Origin of the sequence: Maribacter sp. HS (assembly GCF_048059195.1) — a bacterium.
Lineage (GTDB): Bacteria > Bacteroidota > Bacteroidia > Flavobacteriales > Flavobacteriaceae > Maribacter > Maribacter dokdonensis.
Window position 1 is genome coordinate 592392 of the sequence record NZ_JAYLVV010000004.1, and the last position, 15760, is coordinate 608151.

Annotated in this window: 18 protein-coding genes; 9 read left to right on the top strand and 9 right to left on the bottom strand. The window is 34.1% G+C overall.

The window, feature by feature from the left end:
* Positions 1-23 precede the first annotated feature (23 nt).
* The 5 genes from efp to VBZ51_RS12225 are packed head-to-tail and all read right to left on the bottom strand — an operon-like array spanning position 24 to position 5093.
* Positions 24-590 (bottom strand): elongation factor P, encoded by a 567-nt coding sequence (gene efp / locus VBZ51_RS12205; RefSeq protein ID WP_058102621.1) that lies wholly within the window; start codon positions 588-590, stop codon positions 24-26.
* Positions 591-633: 43 nt separating this feature from the next.
* On the bottom strand, positions 634-1419 hold the full coding sequence (gene lpxA / locus VBZ51_RS12210; protein WP_058102620.1) for an acyl-ACP--UDP-N-acetylglucosamine O-acyltransferase: 786 nt from the start codon (positions 1417-1419) through the stop codon (positions 634-636).
* Between the two features lies 1 nt (position 1420).
* The gene (locus VBZ51_RS12215) at positions 1421-2821 is read right to left on the bottom strand and encodes a bifunctional UDP-3-O-[3-hydroxymyristoyl] N-acetylglucosamine deacetylase/3-hydroxyacyl-ACP dehydratase (protein WP_416577114.1); all 1401 of its coding nucleotides are present in this window, start codon (positions 2819-2821) and stop codon (positions 1421-1423) included.
* 2 nt (positions 2822-2823) lie between these two features.
* Complete coding sequence (lpxD, locus tag VBZ51_RS12220) at positions 2824-3840, bottom strand: UDP-3-O-(3-hydroxymyristoyl)glucosamine N-acyltransferase (RefSeq protein ID WP_416577115.1); 1017 nt, start codon at positions 3838-3840, stop codon at positions 2824-2826.
* A gap of 23 nt (positions 3841-3863) precedes the next feature.
* Positions 3864-5093: an HD domain-containing protein gene (locus tag VBZ51_RS12225; protein ID WP_416577116.1), complete on the bottom strand. Its 1230-nt coding sequence runs from the start codon at positions 5091-5093 to the stop codon at positions 3864-3866.
* 86 nt (positions 5094-5179) lie between these two features.
* On the opposite strand from VBZ51_RS12225, the gene VBZ51_RS12230 reads away from it, so the two are divergent.
* From VBZ51_RS12230 to VBZ51_RS12255, 6 genes are all read left to right on the top strand, one after another.
* Positions 5180-6724, top strand: coding sequence for a response regulator (locus tag VBZ51_RS12230; RefSeq protein ID WP_074673683.1), 1545 nt, complete (start codon positions 5180-5182; stop codon positions 6722-6724).
* A 9-nt stretch (positions 6725-6733) separates the two neighbouring features.
* A complete protein-coding gene (tsaE, locus tag VBZ51_RS12235; RefSeq protein ID WP_416577117.1) occupies positions 6734-7147 on the top strand; it encodes a tRNA (adenosine(37)-N6)-threonylcarbamoyltransferase complex ATPase subunit type 1 TsaE in 414 nt (137 codons plus the stop codon).
* A gap of 223 nt (positions 7148-7370) precedes the next feature.
* Entirely contained in the window at positions 7371-7502 is a 132-nt protein-coding gene (locus VBZ51_RS12240) for a hypothetical protein (RefSeq protein WP_262493567.1), read from the top strand.
* Between the two features lie 103 nt (positions 7503-7605).
* Positions 7606-8247 carry a hypothetical protein gene (locus VBZ51_RS12245; protein WP_286812451.1) on the top strand — a complete coding sequence of 214 codons (642 nt, stop codon included), beginning with the start codon at positions 7606-7608 and terminating at the stop codon, positions 8245-8247.
* Between the two features lie 98 nt (positions 8248-8345).
* Positions 8346-9545 carry an alanine dehydrogenase gene (locus VBZ51_RS12250; protein WP_058102613.1) on the top strand — a complete coding sequence of 400 codons (1200 nt, stop codon included), beginning with the start codon at positions 8346-8348 and terminating at the stop codon, positions 9543-9545.
* 78 nt (positions 9546-9623) lie between these two features.
* Positions 9624-10007 (top strand): DUF4258 domain-containing protein, encoded by a 384-nt coding sequence (locus tag VBZ51_RS12255; RefSeq protein WP_071342120.1) that lies wholly within the window; start codon positions 9624-9626, stop codon positions 10005-10007.
* Positions 10008-10009: 2 nt separating this feature from the next.
* Here VBZ51_RS12255 and VBZ51_RS12260 read toward each other — a convergent pair whose 3' ends face one another.
* Positions 10010-11176 carry a proline dehydrogenase family protein gene (locus VBZ51_RS12260; RefSeq protein ID WP_416577118.1) on the bottom strand — a complete coding sequence of 389 codons (1167 nt, stop codon included), beginning with the start codon at positions 11174-11176 and terminating at the stop codon, positions 10010-10012.
* A gap of 110 nt (positions 11177-11286) precedes the next feature.
* Here VBZ51_RS12260 and aroB point away from each other — a divergent pair, with 110 nt between their 5' ends.
* Positions 11287-12348: a 3-dehydroquinate synthase gene (aroB, locus tag VBZ51_RS12265; RefSeq protein WP_416577119.1), complete on the top strand. Its 1062-nt coding sequence runs from the start codon at positions 11287-11289 to the stop codon at positions 12346-12348.
* Positions 12349-12457: 109 nt separating this feature from the next.
* A complete protein-coding gene (locus VBZ51_RS12270) occupies positions 12458-12787 on the top strand; it encodes a hypothetical protein (RefSeq protein ID WP_348101488.1) in 330 nt (109 codons plus the stop codon).
* Here the strand turns inward: VBZ51_RS12270 and VBZ51_RS12275 are convergent.
* From VBZ51_RS12275 to VBZ51_RS12285, 3 genes are all read right to left on the bottom strand, one after another.
* The gene (locus VBZ51_RS12275) at positions 12784-13305 is read right to left on the bottom strand and encodes a DinB family protein (RefSeq protein WP_416577120.1); all 522 of its coding nucleotides are present in this window, start codon (positions 13303-13305) and stop codon (positions 12784-12786) included. The two genes, VBZ51_RS12270 and VBZ51_RS12275, sit on opposite strands and share 4 nt — an antisense overlap.
* A gap of 90 nt (positions 13306-13395) precedes the next feature.
* On the bottom strand, positions 13396-13875 hold the full coding sequence (locus VBZ51_RS12280) for an Lrp/AsnC family transcriptional regulator (RefSeq protein WP_027066901.1): 480 nt from the start codon (positions 13873-13875) through the stop codon (positions 13396-13398).
* 116 nt (positions 13876-13991) lie between these two features.
* Positions 13992-15095 (bottom strand): M14 metallopeptidase family protein, encoded by a 1104-nt coding sequence (locus VBZ51_RS12285; protein WP_416577121.1) that lies wholly within the window; start codon positions 15093-15095, stop codon positions 13992-13994.
* A gap of 255 nt (positions 15096-15350) precedes the next feature.
* Between VBZ51_RS12285 and VBZ51_RS12290 the strand changes: the two genes are divergently transcribed.
* Positions 15351-15707 carry a helix-turn-helix transcriptional regulator gene (locus VBZ51_RS12290; protein WP_215997687.1) on the top strand — a complete coding sequence of 119 codons (357 nt, stop codon included), beginning with the start codon at positions 15351-15353 and terminating at the stop codon, positions 15705-15707.
* Positions 15708-15760: the final 53 nt, after the last annotated feature.

The following is a 15760-nucleotide window of genomic DNA, read 5'->3' on the forward strand; positions in this document are numbered from 1 at the left end:
AATAAAGAATCTACCTTTGGCAATTATTCCTTTACACGTTCCATGTAAGAACCTGTAGAAGTATCTATTTTAACCTTGTCACCTTCATTAATAAAAAGTGGTACATTCACTTCCGCTCCAGTTTCAACCGTTGCAGGTTTTGTAGCATTGGTAGCTGTATTACCTTTTACTCCAGGTTCAGTATACGTAACCTCAAGAACAACACTTGCCGGCATATCAACAGATAAAGGCATGCTATCTTCTGTATTGAACATGATCTTTACAATTTCTCCTTCTTTTAAAAGACCAGGAGCATCTAAAGAGCTTTCTTGAAGTGTAATTTGATTGTAATCATCAGTATTCATAAAGTGATACGTTTCACCTTCTGGATATAAATATTGATAAGAACGTGTTTCTACACGAACATCTTCTATTTTATGACCCGCAGAAAATGTATTATCCAATACTTTGCCTGTTGAAACACTTTTTAATTTAGTACGTACAAAAGCAGGACCTTTACCTGGTTTTACATGTAAAAATTCTATTATTTTATAGATATCGTTATTATATCTTATGCATAGTCCTTTTCGTATATCTGATGTAGATGCCATTACTATTTAATATTAATGTAGTTAACTTAAGTTTAAAATATATTTAATTATTGCTGAAATAACCTTTCATGATACCACGCTGAGAATCACGAATAAACTGTAATATCTCATCTCTTTCTGGAGTGGCCTCCATTTCAGCTTCTATAATTTGTACCGCTTGGGTATTGTTGTAGTTTTTTTGATAAAGGATACGGTAGATATTCTGTATTTCCCTTATTTTTTCCGAGATGAAACCTCTTCTTCTCAAACCAACAGAATTGATTCCTACGTATGACAGAGGCTCTCTTGCCGCTTTCACATAAGGTGGCACATCTTTTCTAACCAAGGATCCTCCGGTAACAAAGGCATGTTGACCAACCGACACAAATTGATGCACGGCAACCAAACCAGCCAAAATTACATTATCACCAATTGTAACGTGACCCGCAAGTGTGGAATTATTAGAAAAAATACAATTATCACCAACCAAACAGTCATGGGCAACGTGGCAATAAGCCATGATCAAACAATTTTTGCCGATTACCGTTTTCATTCTGTCTGAAGTACCCTTATGTATAGTGGCACACTCCCTAATGGTAGTATTATCACCAATAACTACCGTGGTATCTTCCCCTTCGTATTTTAAATCTTGTGGAGAAGCGGAAATAACCGCACCAGGAAAAATATTACAGTTTTTCCCAATACGTGCACCTTCCATGATAGTTACATTAGACCCGATCCAGGTACCATCTCCAATAGTAACATTATTATGAATTGTTGTAAATGGCTCTACAACTACATTCTTTGCTATTTTAGCTCCCGGATGAATATAGGCTAAAGGTTGATTCATACTATGTTCTTTTTACAATTTGAGCCATCATCTCCGCTTCACTAACCAACTTATCATTAGCGTAAGCATAAGCCTGCATATGGCAGATTCCCCTTCTTATCGGGGTAATTAAACTACAATGGAATATTAATGTATCTCCAGGTAGCACTTGTCTTTTAAATTTAACCTTGTCAATTTTCATGAAAAGTGTTAAGTAGTTTTCTGGATCAGGCACTGTACTCAGAACCAAAATACCACCAGTTTGTGCCATTGCCTCTACTTGCAACACACCAGGCATTACAGGAGCTCCAGGAAAATGACCTACAAAAAACGGCTCGTTCATGGTAACGTTTTTCATACCTACAACATGTTGATCGGAAAGCTCTAAAATACGATCGATCAACAAGAATGGCGGTCTATGCGGTAGCATATCCATTATTTGATGAATATCCATCAATGGAGGTAAACTTAAATCGTACTTAGGTACGTTGTTACGTTTCTCCAATTTTATTATTTGAGCAATTTTTTTAGCAAATTGAGTATTTACATAGTGCCCAGGCTTATTTGCAATAACCTTACCTCTAATTCTAGTACCTGCCAAGGCTAAATCACCAATAACATCCAATAATTTATGGCGAGCTGCCTCGTTTGGCTGATGCAAGGTCAAATTGTCAAGAATACCATTTGCCTTAACGGAAAGTTTCTTTTTATTAAAAGCTTTTTCAAGCTTTTTCATTGTTTCTTCTGAAATCTCCTTATCCACATAAACAATGGCATTATTTAAATCACCACCTTTTATAAGTCCATTTTCAAGTAAAGCCTCCAATTCATGTAAAAAACTAAAGGTACGGGCATCGGCAATTTCTTTCTTGAAGTCGGCAATATTCTCTAAGGTAGCATTTTGGGTACCCAAAACCTTAGTGCCAAAATCCACCATAGTAGTTACTTGGTAGGTGTCACTAGGAATTATGGTAATTTCACTACCCGTTTTTTCGTCTCTATATGAAATAACTTCCTTAACTACGTACTCCTCTCTATAGGCATCTTGCTCAACAATACCAGCTTTTTCCAATGCCTCTACAAAAAACTTGGAAGAACCATCCATAATCGGAGGCTCGGCAGCATTAAGCTCTATAAGAACATTGTCAATTTCCAAACCTACCAAAGCAGCCAAAACGTGCTCAGAAGTCTGAATTTTAACACCGTTCTTTTCTAAGTTAGTACCTCTTTGTGTATTGTTTACCAAATTAGCATCTGCAGGTATAATAGGAGTACCTTCCAAATCGACTCTTTTAAAAGCGTATCCGTGATTTTTATCTGCGGGTACAAATTTAATGGTTACATCACTACCGGTATGTAAACCTACTCCCGTAAGACTTACCTCTTTACCAATTGTTGTTTGTTTAATAGTTGTTGTGCTCATCGTCAATCTTTCTTTTCTAAGGTGTCGATTCTACTTATTATTTTTGATAAATTCTTAAAATGAACATATGATTTGTTGAAATCACCATAGTTTAGTGCTGGTGAACCTTGCAAAACTTCATTGTCTTTCACATTTCTACCGATACCAGATTGTGCCTGTATTTTTACATTGTCGCCAATGACAATATGACCAACGATACCTACCTGTCCGCCAATCATACAATGTTTGCCAATTTTTGTAGAGCCGGCAATGCCTGTTTGAGCGGCAATTACGGTATGCTCTCCAATTTCAACGTTATGCGCTATTTGTATTTGATTATCTAGCTTTACCCCTTTTTTTAAAATAGTAGAGCCTAATGTAGCTCTATCTATGGTGGTACCTGCGCCAATATCAACGTTATCCTCCAAGATTACATTTCCGGTCTGTGGCACTTTAATAAACTCGCCGTTTTCGTTTGGAGCAAAACCAAATCCGTCTGCACCCAAAACTACGCCACTATTTATTACGCAATTGTTTCCAATTATAGTTTCTGAATACACCTTTACTCCAGCGAAAATGATAACGTTGTTTCCAATCTTTACGTTATCACCTATATAAGCATTTGGATAAATTTTCACATTATCACCTAACACCACATTATTTCCTAAATATGCAAATGCACCTATATATACATCTGATCCATAAGTAACATTATCAGATTTAAAAATAGGTTCTTCAATACCCACCTTATTATTTTTAACCTGATTGTAGTATTCCAACAACTTGGAAAATGACTTGTAGGCATCTTCTACTTTAATCAATGTAGTGTTCAAATCTTGTTCTGGAACAAAACTTTTATTCACTATCGTTACCGATGCTTTTGTTTTATAAATGAATGAAGTATACTTAGGATTGGCTAAAAAAGTAAGGGAACCTTCTTCACCTTCCTCTATTTTAGCAAGTTTATGTACGGCTATTTCTGGATTTCCATGTACTTCTCCTTCTAAGATACCTGCAATCTGACCTGCTGTAAATTTCATGAGCGTAAAAGTAAGAAAAATTGTTAAACCCCTTCTTTAGGATAACACATATAATATTTGGTTACCGTTTTTGAAAGTGCATTTAAATTTAGGTGATCAGACAATTTGGCGACATCGGTTATTTTTCCATTTTTCCTTAAAATGTTGATAGTCTGATGTTGCCTATCGTAAGCTTTATTTCTCAACTCGCCCTTAAACACAAAATACGAAGCCTCTTCATCCGTAATATTATACTCGGCTTTTACCTTATTTAATTGCATTAAAAATTTAGTTTCGCTAATAGGCTCCTTTTTCACCTTTATATGAAGTAGTTTTCTATTAATGATCATTGCACACAATGAACTTAAAACAAAGTCATTAGAATATTGCCAATCTTTTAATGCTGCAAGTATGTCTATATCATCTAACTTGGCAAACTTTAATAAGGTATCGCCATTAAAGTTATTGATGTCTATATGATGGGTTAAAAAGTAATGTAAGGGAATACTAGAATTCAATGTTTCACCTTTTTCAATTAGAAAACGTGCCCTTTTAAGTATACTGATAAGCAATCGTTCTGCCACCACTGCTGTTTTATGAAGATAAACTTGCCAGTACATGAACCTACGTGCCATTAAGAATTTTTCAACCGAATAGATACCCTTTTCTTCAATGACCAAGCTACCGTCAACTACATTTAACATGGTAATTAAACGTTCTGCATTGGTATTACCTTCCGCTACACCAGTATAAAAGCTATCTCTTTTTAAATAATCTAAACGGTCCATATCTAATTGACTAGACACTAGCTGGTTCAAGAATTTTTTTTCATGATTTCCAGTAAAGATAGAAATGGCCTCCGTTAAACTTCCGTTAAATCGTTCGTTGAGTTCTTGCATGAATTGAAGTGAAATAAACTCGTGGCTAACACCTTCAACTATGCTATGTTCCATGGCATGTGAAAAAGGTCCGTGACCAATATCATGTAAAAGAATGGCACACAAAAGTCCGTCTTCTTCACTTATAGAAATCTCAACCCCTTTAAAACGAAGCACTTGTATAGACTTCTGCATTAAATACATACAACCCAATGCATGATGGAATCTAGTATGGTGTGCCCCCGGATAAACTAAATAGGACAACCCCATTTGTGAAATTCTTCTCAACCTTTGAAAATAGGGATCGGCAATAAGGTCAAATATTAGGGCATTGGGAATTCTAATAAATCCGTAAATTGGATCATTAAAGATTTTCAATTTGTTTGATGTCTTCAAGATAACGTTGTCTTTTCTGAAATTAACATTTCAAAGTTATACAAAAGCATTAGCATATAATTTGATTATCGTCAAATAATAATTCAATGAATAAAATAAAAATATTGTGGGTAGATGATGAAATAGATCTACTTAAACCACACATCATCTTTTTAGAATCTAAAAATTATAGTGTAATTACCTGTCAAAGTGGACAAGAGGCCCTAGAAGAACTTGCACAAACTAGAGTAGATATCGTATTTCTTGATGAAAACATGCCAGGCATCTCCGGTTTGGAAACATTATCAGAAATTAAAACAATAAACAACTCTTTACCTGTGGTCATGATCACCAAAAGTGAAGAGGAGTTTATAATGGAAGAAGCCATAGGTTCTAAAATTGCAGATTACCTTATTAAACCTGTAAACCCCAATCAAATTTTATTATCCCTTAAAAAGAATTTAGACCACTCTAGATTGGTTTCTGAAAAAACCACTAGTAACTATCAGCAGGAATTTAGAAAAATAGCCATGGATTTATCCATGGTCAGCACTTATCAAGAATGGGCCGACCTTTATAAAAAGCTAATTTACTGGGAACTTCAATTAGAAGAAATTGAAGACAGTGGTATGTTCGAGATCTTGGAATCCCAAAAAACCGAAGCCAATCAACAGTTTGGTAAGTTTGTAGACCGCAATTATGAGGATTGGTTTACAGATACGGACGCACCTGTAATGTCTCATACCTTATTTAAGAAATGGATCGCACCCGAGATAAAAGATCAAAAAACATTATTGATCGTAGTAGATAATTTACGATACGATCAATGGTACGCTTTTGAAGATACGGTCAACTCATTTTACAAAAAGAAAAAAGAAGATTCTTATTATAGTATTCTACCTACTGCAACGCAGTATGCCAGAAATGCGATATTTTCTGGGTTAACACCGTTGGATATGGAAAAGAAATATCCGGAATGGTGGAAAAACGATACCGATGAAGGCGGAAAAAACCTTTTTGAAGACAAATTCTTAGATGCTCAACTAAAAAGACTTGGACTTGATTTAAAATGGGAGTACCATAAAATTAGTAGTTTAAAACAAGGCAAACATTTAAGTCAGAATTTTAAGGGGCAGAAGGATAATGATTTGACCGTAATTGTGTACAACTTTGTGGATATGCTTTCTCATTCTAAAACAGAAATGGAAGTTATAAAAGAATTGGCTTCCAATGATAAATCTTACCGTTCATTAACAACCAGTTGGTTTAAGAATTCTCCCATGTTAGAAATTATACAGCAAGCGCAGACCTTGGGAATGAAATTGATCATTACCACGGATCATGGCACCATTAATGTAAAAACTCCTTCCAAAGTTGTTGGCGATAGGGACACAAGCCTGAATCTACGCTATAAAACCGGCAGAAGTCTTACGTATGAAAAGAGTGAGGTTTTAGCAGCCAAAGACCCAAAAACCATTAATTTGCCAAGTATAAATATGAGCAGTTCTTTCATATTTGCTAAAAATGATTATTTCTTTGCCTACCCCAATAATTACAATCACTATGTAAGTTATTATAGAAACACGTATCAACATGGCGGAGTTTCTTTAGAAGAAATGATTATACCTTTTGTAGTTTTGGAACCTAAATAGTTTATTAAAATGGAATTCATTTATAACGAAGGTGAGTTACCTAATGTTGCCAAGCAAATTGTAACACATTCTAAAAGTAAAGTATTAGCATTTTATGCCCCAATGGGCGCTGGAAAAACTACGTTAATAAAATCATTGGTCAAAGAATTGGGTAGCAGTGATACTGTAAGTAGCCCAACTTTTGGACTTGTCAATGAGTATGCACTTGAAACGGGCGAACTATTGGGCTTTCATTTTGATTTTTATCGTCTAAATGATGAATCTGAAGCAATGGATATGGGGCTTGATGAATATTTGTCTTCAAATGGTTGGATATTTATGGAGTGGCCAGAAAAAATACCGAACCTTCTTCCTACGGATATTCAAAATATTACTATTGAAATAATTGACGAAACAACAAGAAAACTAATTCTTTCTAAATAAGGGTTTTAACGCTAATATTCATTTGGTGTAAGAATTGTGGAATTTTGCATCGTTCAAACTAAAGATTTATTGTATTTATTCGATGAAAAACAAGGATTTCGATAAAATGTACAAATAATCGGTTAAAAGTCACAATTTTAACGTTTAACAACACTTTAGTTGTATATTTTTTCTTACGTTTGTAGGAGAACTAAATATTTGTATAACCAAAAACCCCTTGAAAATGAAAAACAAAAGAACATTCTTAGCTTCAATCGCTTTAGGCGTATTCCTTTTAGCAATGGCAGCACCAGTAATCAACATTGATAATCAAGATTTAAATGTTGATAAAAGGAAGTTGACTAAGAAAATATAATATCTATATTTTTTTGAAATTTAAAGAGCAATTTAATTGCTCTTTTTTTTTATATAATAAATAATAAATACGGTCGTTAGCATATAGTAATACTATTTTGTCAATGATCAACAAATCAAAAAAAAAGAAAGCCAAAAAGAAGATATTTTTAGAATCTCTTCTCGTTTTTTTTATTGCCATATCACCTTTTCTATACAAAACATATGATTATTTACCATATGATTCAAATGGTGATGTATCAATATTAGGTTTTACTTTAGACGGAAACGGATTTCCTGATGCATCTACATACCTATGGTTTTTAACATCTAAAATTGTTCCTTTATATTTATTGATTTTCTGGTTTCTTACCTCACGAGATTGGTGGTATCATATCATCATCATTCCAATAGCTATGTACGCATTTCAAATGTTTGAAGTGTTCTATGATTCTGACCACTATATTGACACTGATAATATCTGGTGGATAATTCCTATTTGTATGATTACCATTCCCTTTGTTTATTTTATTCGTATTAAATTATACGATAAGCATGTTCATGGAATAGATCTAGAAGCAATGGAAGCTGAACTAGAAGATCTAAAGGCTAAAGGCTACACCAGTGACAAAAAAGATGATAGTTCCCTAAATGAAGTGCCTTCTTTGTCTGATGATTTAAATTCCAAACTATCTACCGGCAGTATTGAGAACTTTTTAAAAAATTTACAAGAACGTGTTCAAGGTTGGCTACACCTTAAGTTTTAACTACACTATATCATTAATTAAGCACAACCCATTCATTTCTTTAAAAATTGTACATTTGAGTTTCAAGTCAGTGATTTGAACCACGCATTTTTGTAGTTATGAATGAACCCACATCACCGTTTAGCAAACACCAATTAATTCCACAAGAGGAAACCTTAGAGGTTTTACGCCAAAAAGGTGAATTGTTTATAGGCATCCCAAAGGAAAATCAGTACCAAGAAAAAAGAATATGTTTAACGCCCGATGCAGTCAATGCCATTACTTCTAACGGTCATCGTGTTCTAATAGAATCAGGAGCAGGTGAAGGAGCCCATTTTTCTGATGCGGATTATGTAACCGCTGGCGGGGAAATTACCAGGGATACTAAAAAGGTTTTTGCGTGCCCGTTAATTTTAAAAGTAGAACCTCCTACCCTTACCGAAATAGAATATATAAATCCGCAGACTACAATAATATCCGCACTTCAGATAAAGACCCAGTACAAGGAATATTTTGAGGAATTGGCAAGAAAACGAATTACGGCTATAGCTTTTGAATATATCCGTGATGAAGAAGGAAAATACCCGGCCGTGCGTTCTCTCAGTGAGATTGCAGGTATTTCTTCAGTACTAATTGCCGCAGAATTAATGGCAGCAAATAATAATGGTAACGGGTTAATGTTCGGGAACATAAGCGGTGTACCACCTGTAGAAGTGGTCATCATTGGAGCAGGAACCGTAGGAGAATTTGCTGCACGTTCCGCAATAGGAATTGGGGCAAATGTAAAAGTTTTCGACAATTCCATCACCAAGCTAAGAAACATACAGACCAATCTTAAACAAACGGTATACACATCTACAATACAACCTAAAAATTTATTGAAGGCCTTAAAACGCTGCGATGTTGCTATTGGCGCCACAAGAGGAAAAGATCGGTCACCGGTAGTAGTTACCAGCACCATGGTAGAGCATATGAAAAAGGGAGCCGTAATCATTGATGTAAGTATAGATACAGGCGGATGTTTTGAAACCAGTGAAATTACCGATCACAATAAGCCTACTAGAAAAAAATATGATGTAATACACTACGGGGTTCCCAATATACCCTCTAGATATCCAAAAACGGCATCAGTAAGTATCAGTAATATATTCACGCCTTATTTACTTAAAATCGGCGAAGACGGCGGACTAGAAAACTCCCTTCGTTTTGATAAGGGACTTCGAAATGGGCTATATATGTACCATGGTATTTTGACCAATAAATCGGTCGGAGAATGGTTTGACCTTCAGTATAGCGATATTAATTTCCTAATATTCTAAAACAAAAAAGCAAAATTTTCTCTATCCATTTAAAAAGACATAATTTCGCGATCTTAATTATTAAAATAAGCAGCTAGGATGGATTTTCTTAAGAGGTTAGGTTATTTTTTGGTGGGGATGTCTATAGGAATCGTTTTTCTAACTTTTTTTCTTAAAAAGAAATCTGAAGAAACCGGTGTATATTTTTGCTACCTACCTAATTGCAGAACCTTAAAAGACATTCGCTCAAAATCTATGTACTATAGTGAGGAAGCCCAACAAAAACTCCAAGAGTTACAGCTGGATTCTACTGCAGTGACCTATATTTTAACCGAGGGTGATGTGGATTTCGGAAATAGTGATACAAAATCCGTTCCCTGTAAAACTTATGTTATTGAGTCCGATTACAAGGAACAAGATTATATTTTCACTGTTAAGAATTGCAGAGAAAAAGCTACGATAGAAAACGTGCAACTACAATAAACTTACATTTTTCTGCGCTTTCTTTCTTTTTTCAAAAGTGTAAGCTCCCTACTGGTTTGTCCCGCTACAGAGGTATTTTCATCCGCTCTTCTAATTAAATAGGGCATTACATCGCGTACTGGTCCAAAGGGCAAATATTTGGCAACGTTATAACCATGAGCAGCCAAATTGTAAGAAATATGATCGCTCATCCCATACAACTGACCAAACCAAATGTGAGTGTTATTTTTTTCAATACCCTTCTCTTCCATTAGCTCCATCAATTTATAACAACTCTCTTCATTGTGTGTTCCTGCAAAAATGGACAGCACATCAATATTATCGATCATATATGCTATTGTTGCATTGAAATTATCATCAGTTTCTTGTTTGGTTTTGCAGATCGGTGAAGTGTAGCCCATTTCCTTTGCTCGATCATTCTCTTTCTCCATGTATGCACCCCTAACAACTTTCATTCCAACCAAGAAACCATCTTTTATAGCTCGCTCATGCAACGCTTTTAAATACGGTAAACGATCCCATCTGTATGTTTGCAGGGTATTGAATACTATTCTTTTTTTCTTATTATACTTGCGCATCATTTCTTCAGCCAGATCATCAGCGGCATCTTGCATCCAGCTTTCCTCTCCATCGATCAGCAAAGACACTTCAAGATCATGCGCTTTTTTACAAACTTTGTCAAACCTATTAACAACCCTTTGCCATTCTGCTTTTTCTTTATCAGTGAGTTCTTTTTTCTCGCTAATTTTTTGGTATAAGGCAAATCTCCCAAAACCGGTTGGCTTAAAAACAGCATAAGGTATGGCGTCCTTTTCCTTTACAAAATCCAAAATGGTCAAAATAATTTCAGTAGCCGTATCAAAAGGGTCCTCCTCTTCTTTACCTTCTACAGAATAGTCCAATACAGAGCATACACCCTTTTGCCACATACGATCCACTACAGGCAAGCAATCCCTTTCATTAACACCACCACAAAAGTGGTCAAAAACAGTAGCACGAATTAAACTTTCTACGGGTAAATGAGCTTTAAAAGCAAAATTGGTAATAACAGAACCCATTTTCACCAAAGGTTCATTTGAAATCATTTTAAAGAGAAAATAAGCTCTTTCTAATTCTGAATCGGTTTTAAGAGCAAATGCAGTTGCAGTATTTTCAAAAATTTGGTCCATTCCTTATAATTTCTATAACGATCAAATATAATCACAGAATTTATAATCTTAAGACTAAAAATTACCTTTATTTTGCGTACAAGTTTCAAACAAATTAAGCTATATTTTTAATGGATTCCATTATTTCAGATTCTTACGCAGTACATTTCAATGAACAAGCTTTTTCTGCCCTAAATACTCATTTAGCAGAGAAAAAATATTCTACCATTTTTATAATGGTAGATGAAAATACCCATGAACACTGTCTACCAAATTTCATGGCAGAGCTAAATGGAGACTATGCATTTGAAATAATTGAAATTGAATCTGGGGAAATAAATAAAAACATTGAAACCTGCGTTGGTGTTTGGGAGGCACTTTCAGAACTTGGTGCGGACCGTAAAAGTTTACTAATAAATTTAGGTGGAGGAGTATTAACCGATATGGGCGGTTTTATTGCCTCTACATTTAAAAGAGGTATAGATTTCATAAATGTACCCACTACCCTATTATCTATGGTAGATGCTTCGGTAGGCGGTAAAACAGGTATTGACCTTGGCGCGTTAAAGAATCAAATTGGTGTTATCAACCAACCGGTAATGGTATTGGTGGTTCCGGATTTCCTTGATACCTTAGAAGACAGACAGGTCAAAAGCGGGTTTGCCGAAATGCTAAAACATGGTCTTATTCAAGATAAAGATTACTGGCATTCACTTAAAGAAGCTAAAAACCTTGAGGATATGAAAAATCATATTCTTACTTCAATTCAAATTAAAAATGAAGTGGTCTTGCAAGACCCTACCGAACAACATATACGTAAAATATTAAATTACGGACACACGTTGGGTCACGCCATAGAATCGTATTTTCTTGAAAACGAATCTAAAGAAATGTTGCTACATGGAGAAGCAATAGCAATTGGTATGATCTTAGAAGGCTATTTATCACAAAAACTATTAGACCTACCCCAAGAAGCCATGGAGGATATAAAGAAAACTTTTTTGGACAGGTATGACAAAGTAGAATTTTCTGATACCGACATTGATAATATTCTAAAGTTAATGAAGTATGACAAGAAAAATTCTCATGGAAAAATCAATTTTGTACTCTTAAAATCTATTGGTGAACCTAAGTTTGATGTTGAAATTCCGGTAACATTATTTACTGAAGCTTTCGCTTACTACAAACTTTAAAAACTTCACATACCCAAATCATTACTTTCACAACTCTATAAAGATGTGTGTAATTTTAATGACTAGTTTAGTTATAGTTAAATAATAACCCGCTATAAATAAATTAGTTATGACCAGACGACTTATAGATTATCGTAAATTAGACCACAACTTAGCAGCTCTTTTAATTGAAACTTATCCTTATGGTTATGGTGATGAAGACATTATAACCTTCAAGAATATTAATGGTGATTATGTTGAGGCAGTTGAGCTGAAAACAACAGACACCTTATACTTGGTAAAAATTAGTAAGAGCCTTTCTAATTTTATCGCAAATTTTGAGGAGAATGTAGGCAAAGAGCTAGAATCAAGCACTCCCGAAAAAATAATGTCTTCAGAAGATATGACAAATGCCTTACACCTAAATTTTGAAAACGAACACGAACAAGAGTTAGATTAAACTAAATATCGCTCTTTTATAATATTAAAATGATGCCTTTGATGACCACTAATCACAAGGCCTAGCGCTGCTACAGACCAAGGTAATCCGCTTGCGGTACCGGTTCTTTTTAAGACATCATTAGATAAAAGACTGAAAAAGTTAATAGATGCTTCTCTAACTAATAGGAATTCCTGTAAAATATCCTCTTTAGTTCTTTGATTTGCATAACTCTCTAAAACGTAATCATCTTGCTCAAAACCTGGTAAAGGAGTTTTATCGTTTCTAGAAATTCGAAAAGCCCTGTATTGAAAAACGCGTTCAGAATCTATTAAGTGAACTAAGACTTCAGCTATAGTCCATTTACCCTCCCCGTAGCTATACAACAACTGATCTTTGGTTAAATTTTCAATTAGCTGTTGAAAGTTCTTTTTGCCATTTTCTAAGGCAGACTTTAAATCTTCTTCTTCATTTAAAGCATTTAAGTAGGTTCCGTAAAAATATTGCAATTCGCTATTCTCTAAATCTTTTACCTTCATAAAATATTTTTTGTTTTACAAAAACAACCAAAAAAGCCCAATTAAAAAATTTAACCGGGCTTTTCTTCAAGTTAGTTGACTATATTATTCTTATAACTCGTTAAAAATAGTATGCATTAAACGCTTTTTGTCATTAAAGCTTTCTTCTAACGAAATCATTGTCTCGGTTCTGCTGATACCATCTATATCATCAATTTTAAAGATAATATTTTTAGCATGCGTAGTATCCTTTGCTCTAATCTTACAGAAAATATTGAATTTCCCGGTTGTAATATGTGCAATGGTAACATTAGGTATTTGATTTAAACGTTCCAATACAAATTTGGTCTGGTGCGTTTTTTCAAGAAAAATACCCACATACGCTATAAATGCATAACCTAGTTTTACGTAATCTAAAGTTAGCGAAGAGCCTTTTATTATACCGGCTTCTTCCATTTTCTTAACCCTTACATGAACAGTACCTGCAGAAATAAGAAGTTTTTTTGCAATATCAGTAAAAGGTGTTCTGGTGTTATCAATTAACATATCCAGAATTTGGTGGTCTATTTCGTCTAATTTGACTTTGCCCATAGTTGTAAAATTTCTGCCAAAAATAAAAAATAATCACATTAAATTCATTGAAACTCGATTTTTTTTATTGAAAATGTAAACAATTTTACTATTTCAAAGAAATAAAACAATGAAATCTAAGAAAGTAGTTTTAAAATATCATTTTCTCTCAACCATTTCACATCGTTTTCATCATTGCAATTCAATGATTTATGTGCAAAAACTTCAGGAGGTTCCTTATCAAAAACATGAACCATAGGAACAAATTCCACTTTACCATTTTTTAGTACCTCCTTATACTGAATTGGTGTAAATTCAGCCGAAGTAAGACAATTATTTTCAAAATCTATATTATACACCCCAATATCAACAAACTGTTTACCATTCTCCGGTATTGATAAATATTGGTCAACGGTATAATCTGTTATTTCATTATCCCTTATAGTTAACAAACTCTTTACTAAAGCTTTAAAAATGTATACCCTTGTTACATCTCTATCATAATCATTATAATAATGACCAGCTTCAAATAATATAGTAGGTGTTCCCTTCATTTGAAAAGCATCGCCTACGCAATTTGCATTAAAGCCATCATCATACCTACCTACCTGTCCAGGTATTTCTTCTTGCAATTTGCTGTTCATTGCCGCTATTAATTGCATACTCAGTTTTCTAGACGGTGAGTTATTACGGTCTTCATCAAAAGCTGGAGCCAAAAAAGAAACCGTAGCCGGTTTATGAGTAGTACCTACATTAAAAATAGTACGCTGATCATGTAGATTATAACAGAAATCTGGTGTAAAATCTTCATAGACCTTTTTTAGCACTTTACTCTCTGGTTGCGATAAGTTTTGTGCATCTCTATTTAAATCAATTTCATTGGCATTTATCCTAGTAAAGTCTCTAGCTCCATCTGGATTTAAAATTGGAATAATCTTAATGGTACAGGCATTCCATATTTTGAAGGCTTCCATGGATTCTTGATTCATAAAATTAAATAAATCTAAAACAGCCTTCGTTGTCGTTGATTCATTTCCGTGCATTTGAGACCACATTAAAATTCGCTTAGGTCCGTTACCAAAAACAACACTTTTTATAGCTTCTCCGCGTACCGATCTACCTACTACCTCAGTTTTAAATGTTACCGGTAATGAATTTAAAAACTCATCTATATGGTCATAAGTAATATATCTTCCCGATATACTGGTTACACCATAGTCCTTATAATTTATTTCTTCCATGTATTACTTTTCAAAAAACAAAAATACTACAGGTACAGTTTACAATTGTAAATCAGTTTGTGATAAAAGAACCAAATTAAATGGTATTGAAATTTACAATTCTAATCAAAAAGATAAATAACATTTCATTAAATTGAAAATCAGTAATTTACTGTTATTTAAATAAACATAAACTTCATAAATTTTTAAGCGGATTTGAGAATTTTACACATAATTTAACTACTATTAAATGGAGCATGAATTAATTTTGTAAACATGTTAGACAGCAATTCATTCATATTAAGGTTAAAGTCAATTTTAACCCATTACGAACTTTCCTCCTCTGCATTTGCAGATTTAATTGAGGTGCAAAGATCTAGCATATCACATTTGTTGAATGGCAGAAACAAACCTAGCCTAGAGTTTATCATGAAAATTAATGATGCCTTTGCGGAGGTAGATATTCAATGGTTGCTTTACGGCATTGGCAGCTTTCCTAAACTAAACGAAAAAGAACCAACCAAAACTTACAATAAATCTAAACAGACCACCTTACCACCTAGCGAAAAGAATATTGACAGAATAGTTATTTTCTATAATGACGGTACATTTAAAACATACCTAGAAAAATAGTTTTAAAATTCTAAATTCAGCATTCCTAACTTTTACTAGAATCATCATCGGGA

Coding starts and splice junctions, on each gene's coding strand:
- efp (WP_058102621.1), bottom strand. CDS start 590: ATGGCATCTACATCAGATATACGAAAAGGACTATGCATAAGATATAAT.
- VBZ51_RS12245 (WP_286812451.1), top strand. CDS start 7,606: ATGATCAACAAATCAAAAAAAAAGAAAGCCAAAAAGAAGATATTTTTA.
- VBZ51_RS12270 (WP_348101488.1), top strand. CDS start 12,458: ATGACCAGACGACTTATAGATTATCGTAAATTAGACCACAACTTAGCA.
- VBZ51_RS12290 (WP_215997687.1), top strand. CDS start 15,351: ATGTTAGACAGCAATTCATTCATATTAAGGTTAAAGTCAATTTTAACC.
- VBZ51_RS12240 (WP_262493567.1), top strand. CDS start 7,371: ATGAAAAACAAAAGAACATTCTTAGCTTCAATCGCTTTAGGCGTATTC.
- VBZ51_RS12250 (WP_058102613.1), top strand. CDS start 8,346: ATGAATGAACCCACATCACCGTTTAGCAAACACCAATTAATTCCACAA.
- lpxA (WP_058102620.1), bottom strand. CDS start 1,419: ATGAATCAACCTTTAGCCTATATTCATCCGGGAGCTAAAATAGCAAAG.
- VBZ51_RS12260 (WP_416577118.1), bottom strand. CDS start 11,176: ATGGACCAAATTTTTGAAAATACTGCAACTGCATTTGCTCTTAAAACC.
- VBZ51_RS12280 (WP_027066901.1), bottom strand. CDS start 13,875: ATGGGCAAAGTCAAATTAGACGAAATAGACCACCAAATTCTGGATATG.
- VBZ51_RS12215 (WP_416577114.1), bottom strand. CDS start 2,821: ATGAGCACAACAACTATTAAACAAACAACAATTGGTAAAGAGGTAAGT.
- VBZ51_RS12255 (WP_071342120.1), top strand. CDS start 9,624: ATGGATTTTCTTAAGAGGTTAGGTTATTTTTTGGTGGGGATGTCTATA.
- tsaE (WP_416577117.1), top strand. CDS start 6,734: ATGGAATTCATTTATAACGAAGGTGAGTTACCTAATGTTGCCAAGCAA.
- VBZ51_RS12275 (WP_416577120.1), bottom strand. CDS start 13,305: ATGAAGGTAAAAGATTTAGAGAATAGCGAATTGCAATATTTTTACGGA.
- VBZ51_RS12230 (WP_074673683.1), top strand. CDS start 5,180: ATGAATAAAATAAAAATATTGTGGGTAGATGATGAAATAGATCTACTT.
- lpxD (WP_416577115.1), bottom strand. CDS start 3,840: ATGAAATTTACAGCAGGTCAGATTGCAGGTATCTTAGAAGGAGAAGTA.
- aroB (WP_416577119.1), top strand. CDS start 11,287: ATGGATTCCATTATTTCAGATTCTTACGCAGTACATTTCAATGAACAA.
- VBZ51_RS12285 (WP_416577121.1), bottom strand. CDS start 15,095: ATGGAAGAAATAAATTATAAGGACTATGGTGTAACCAGTATATCGGGA.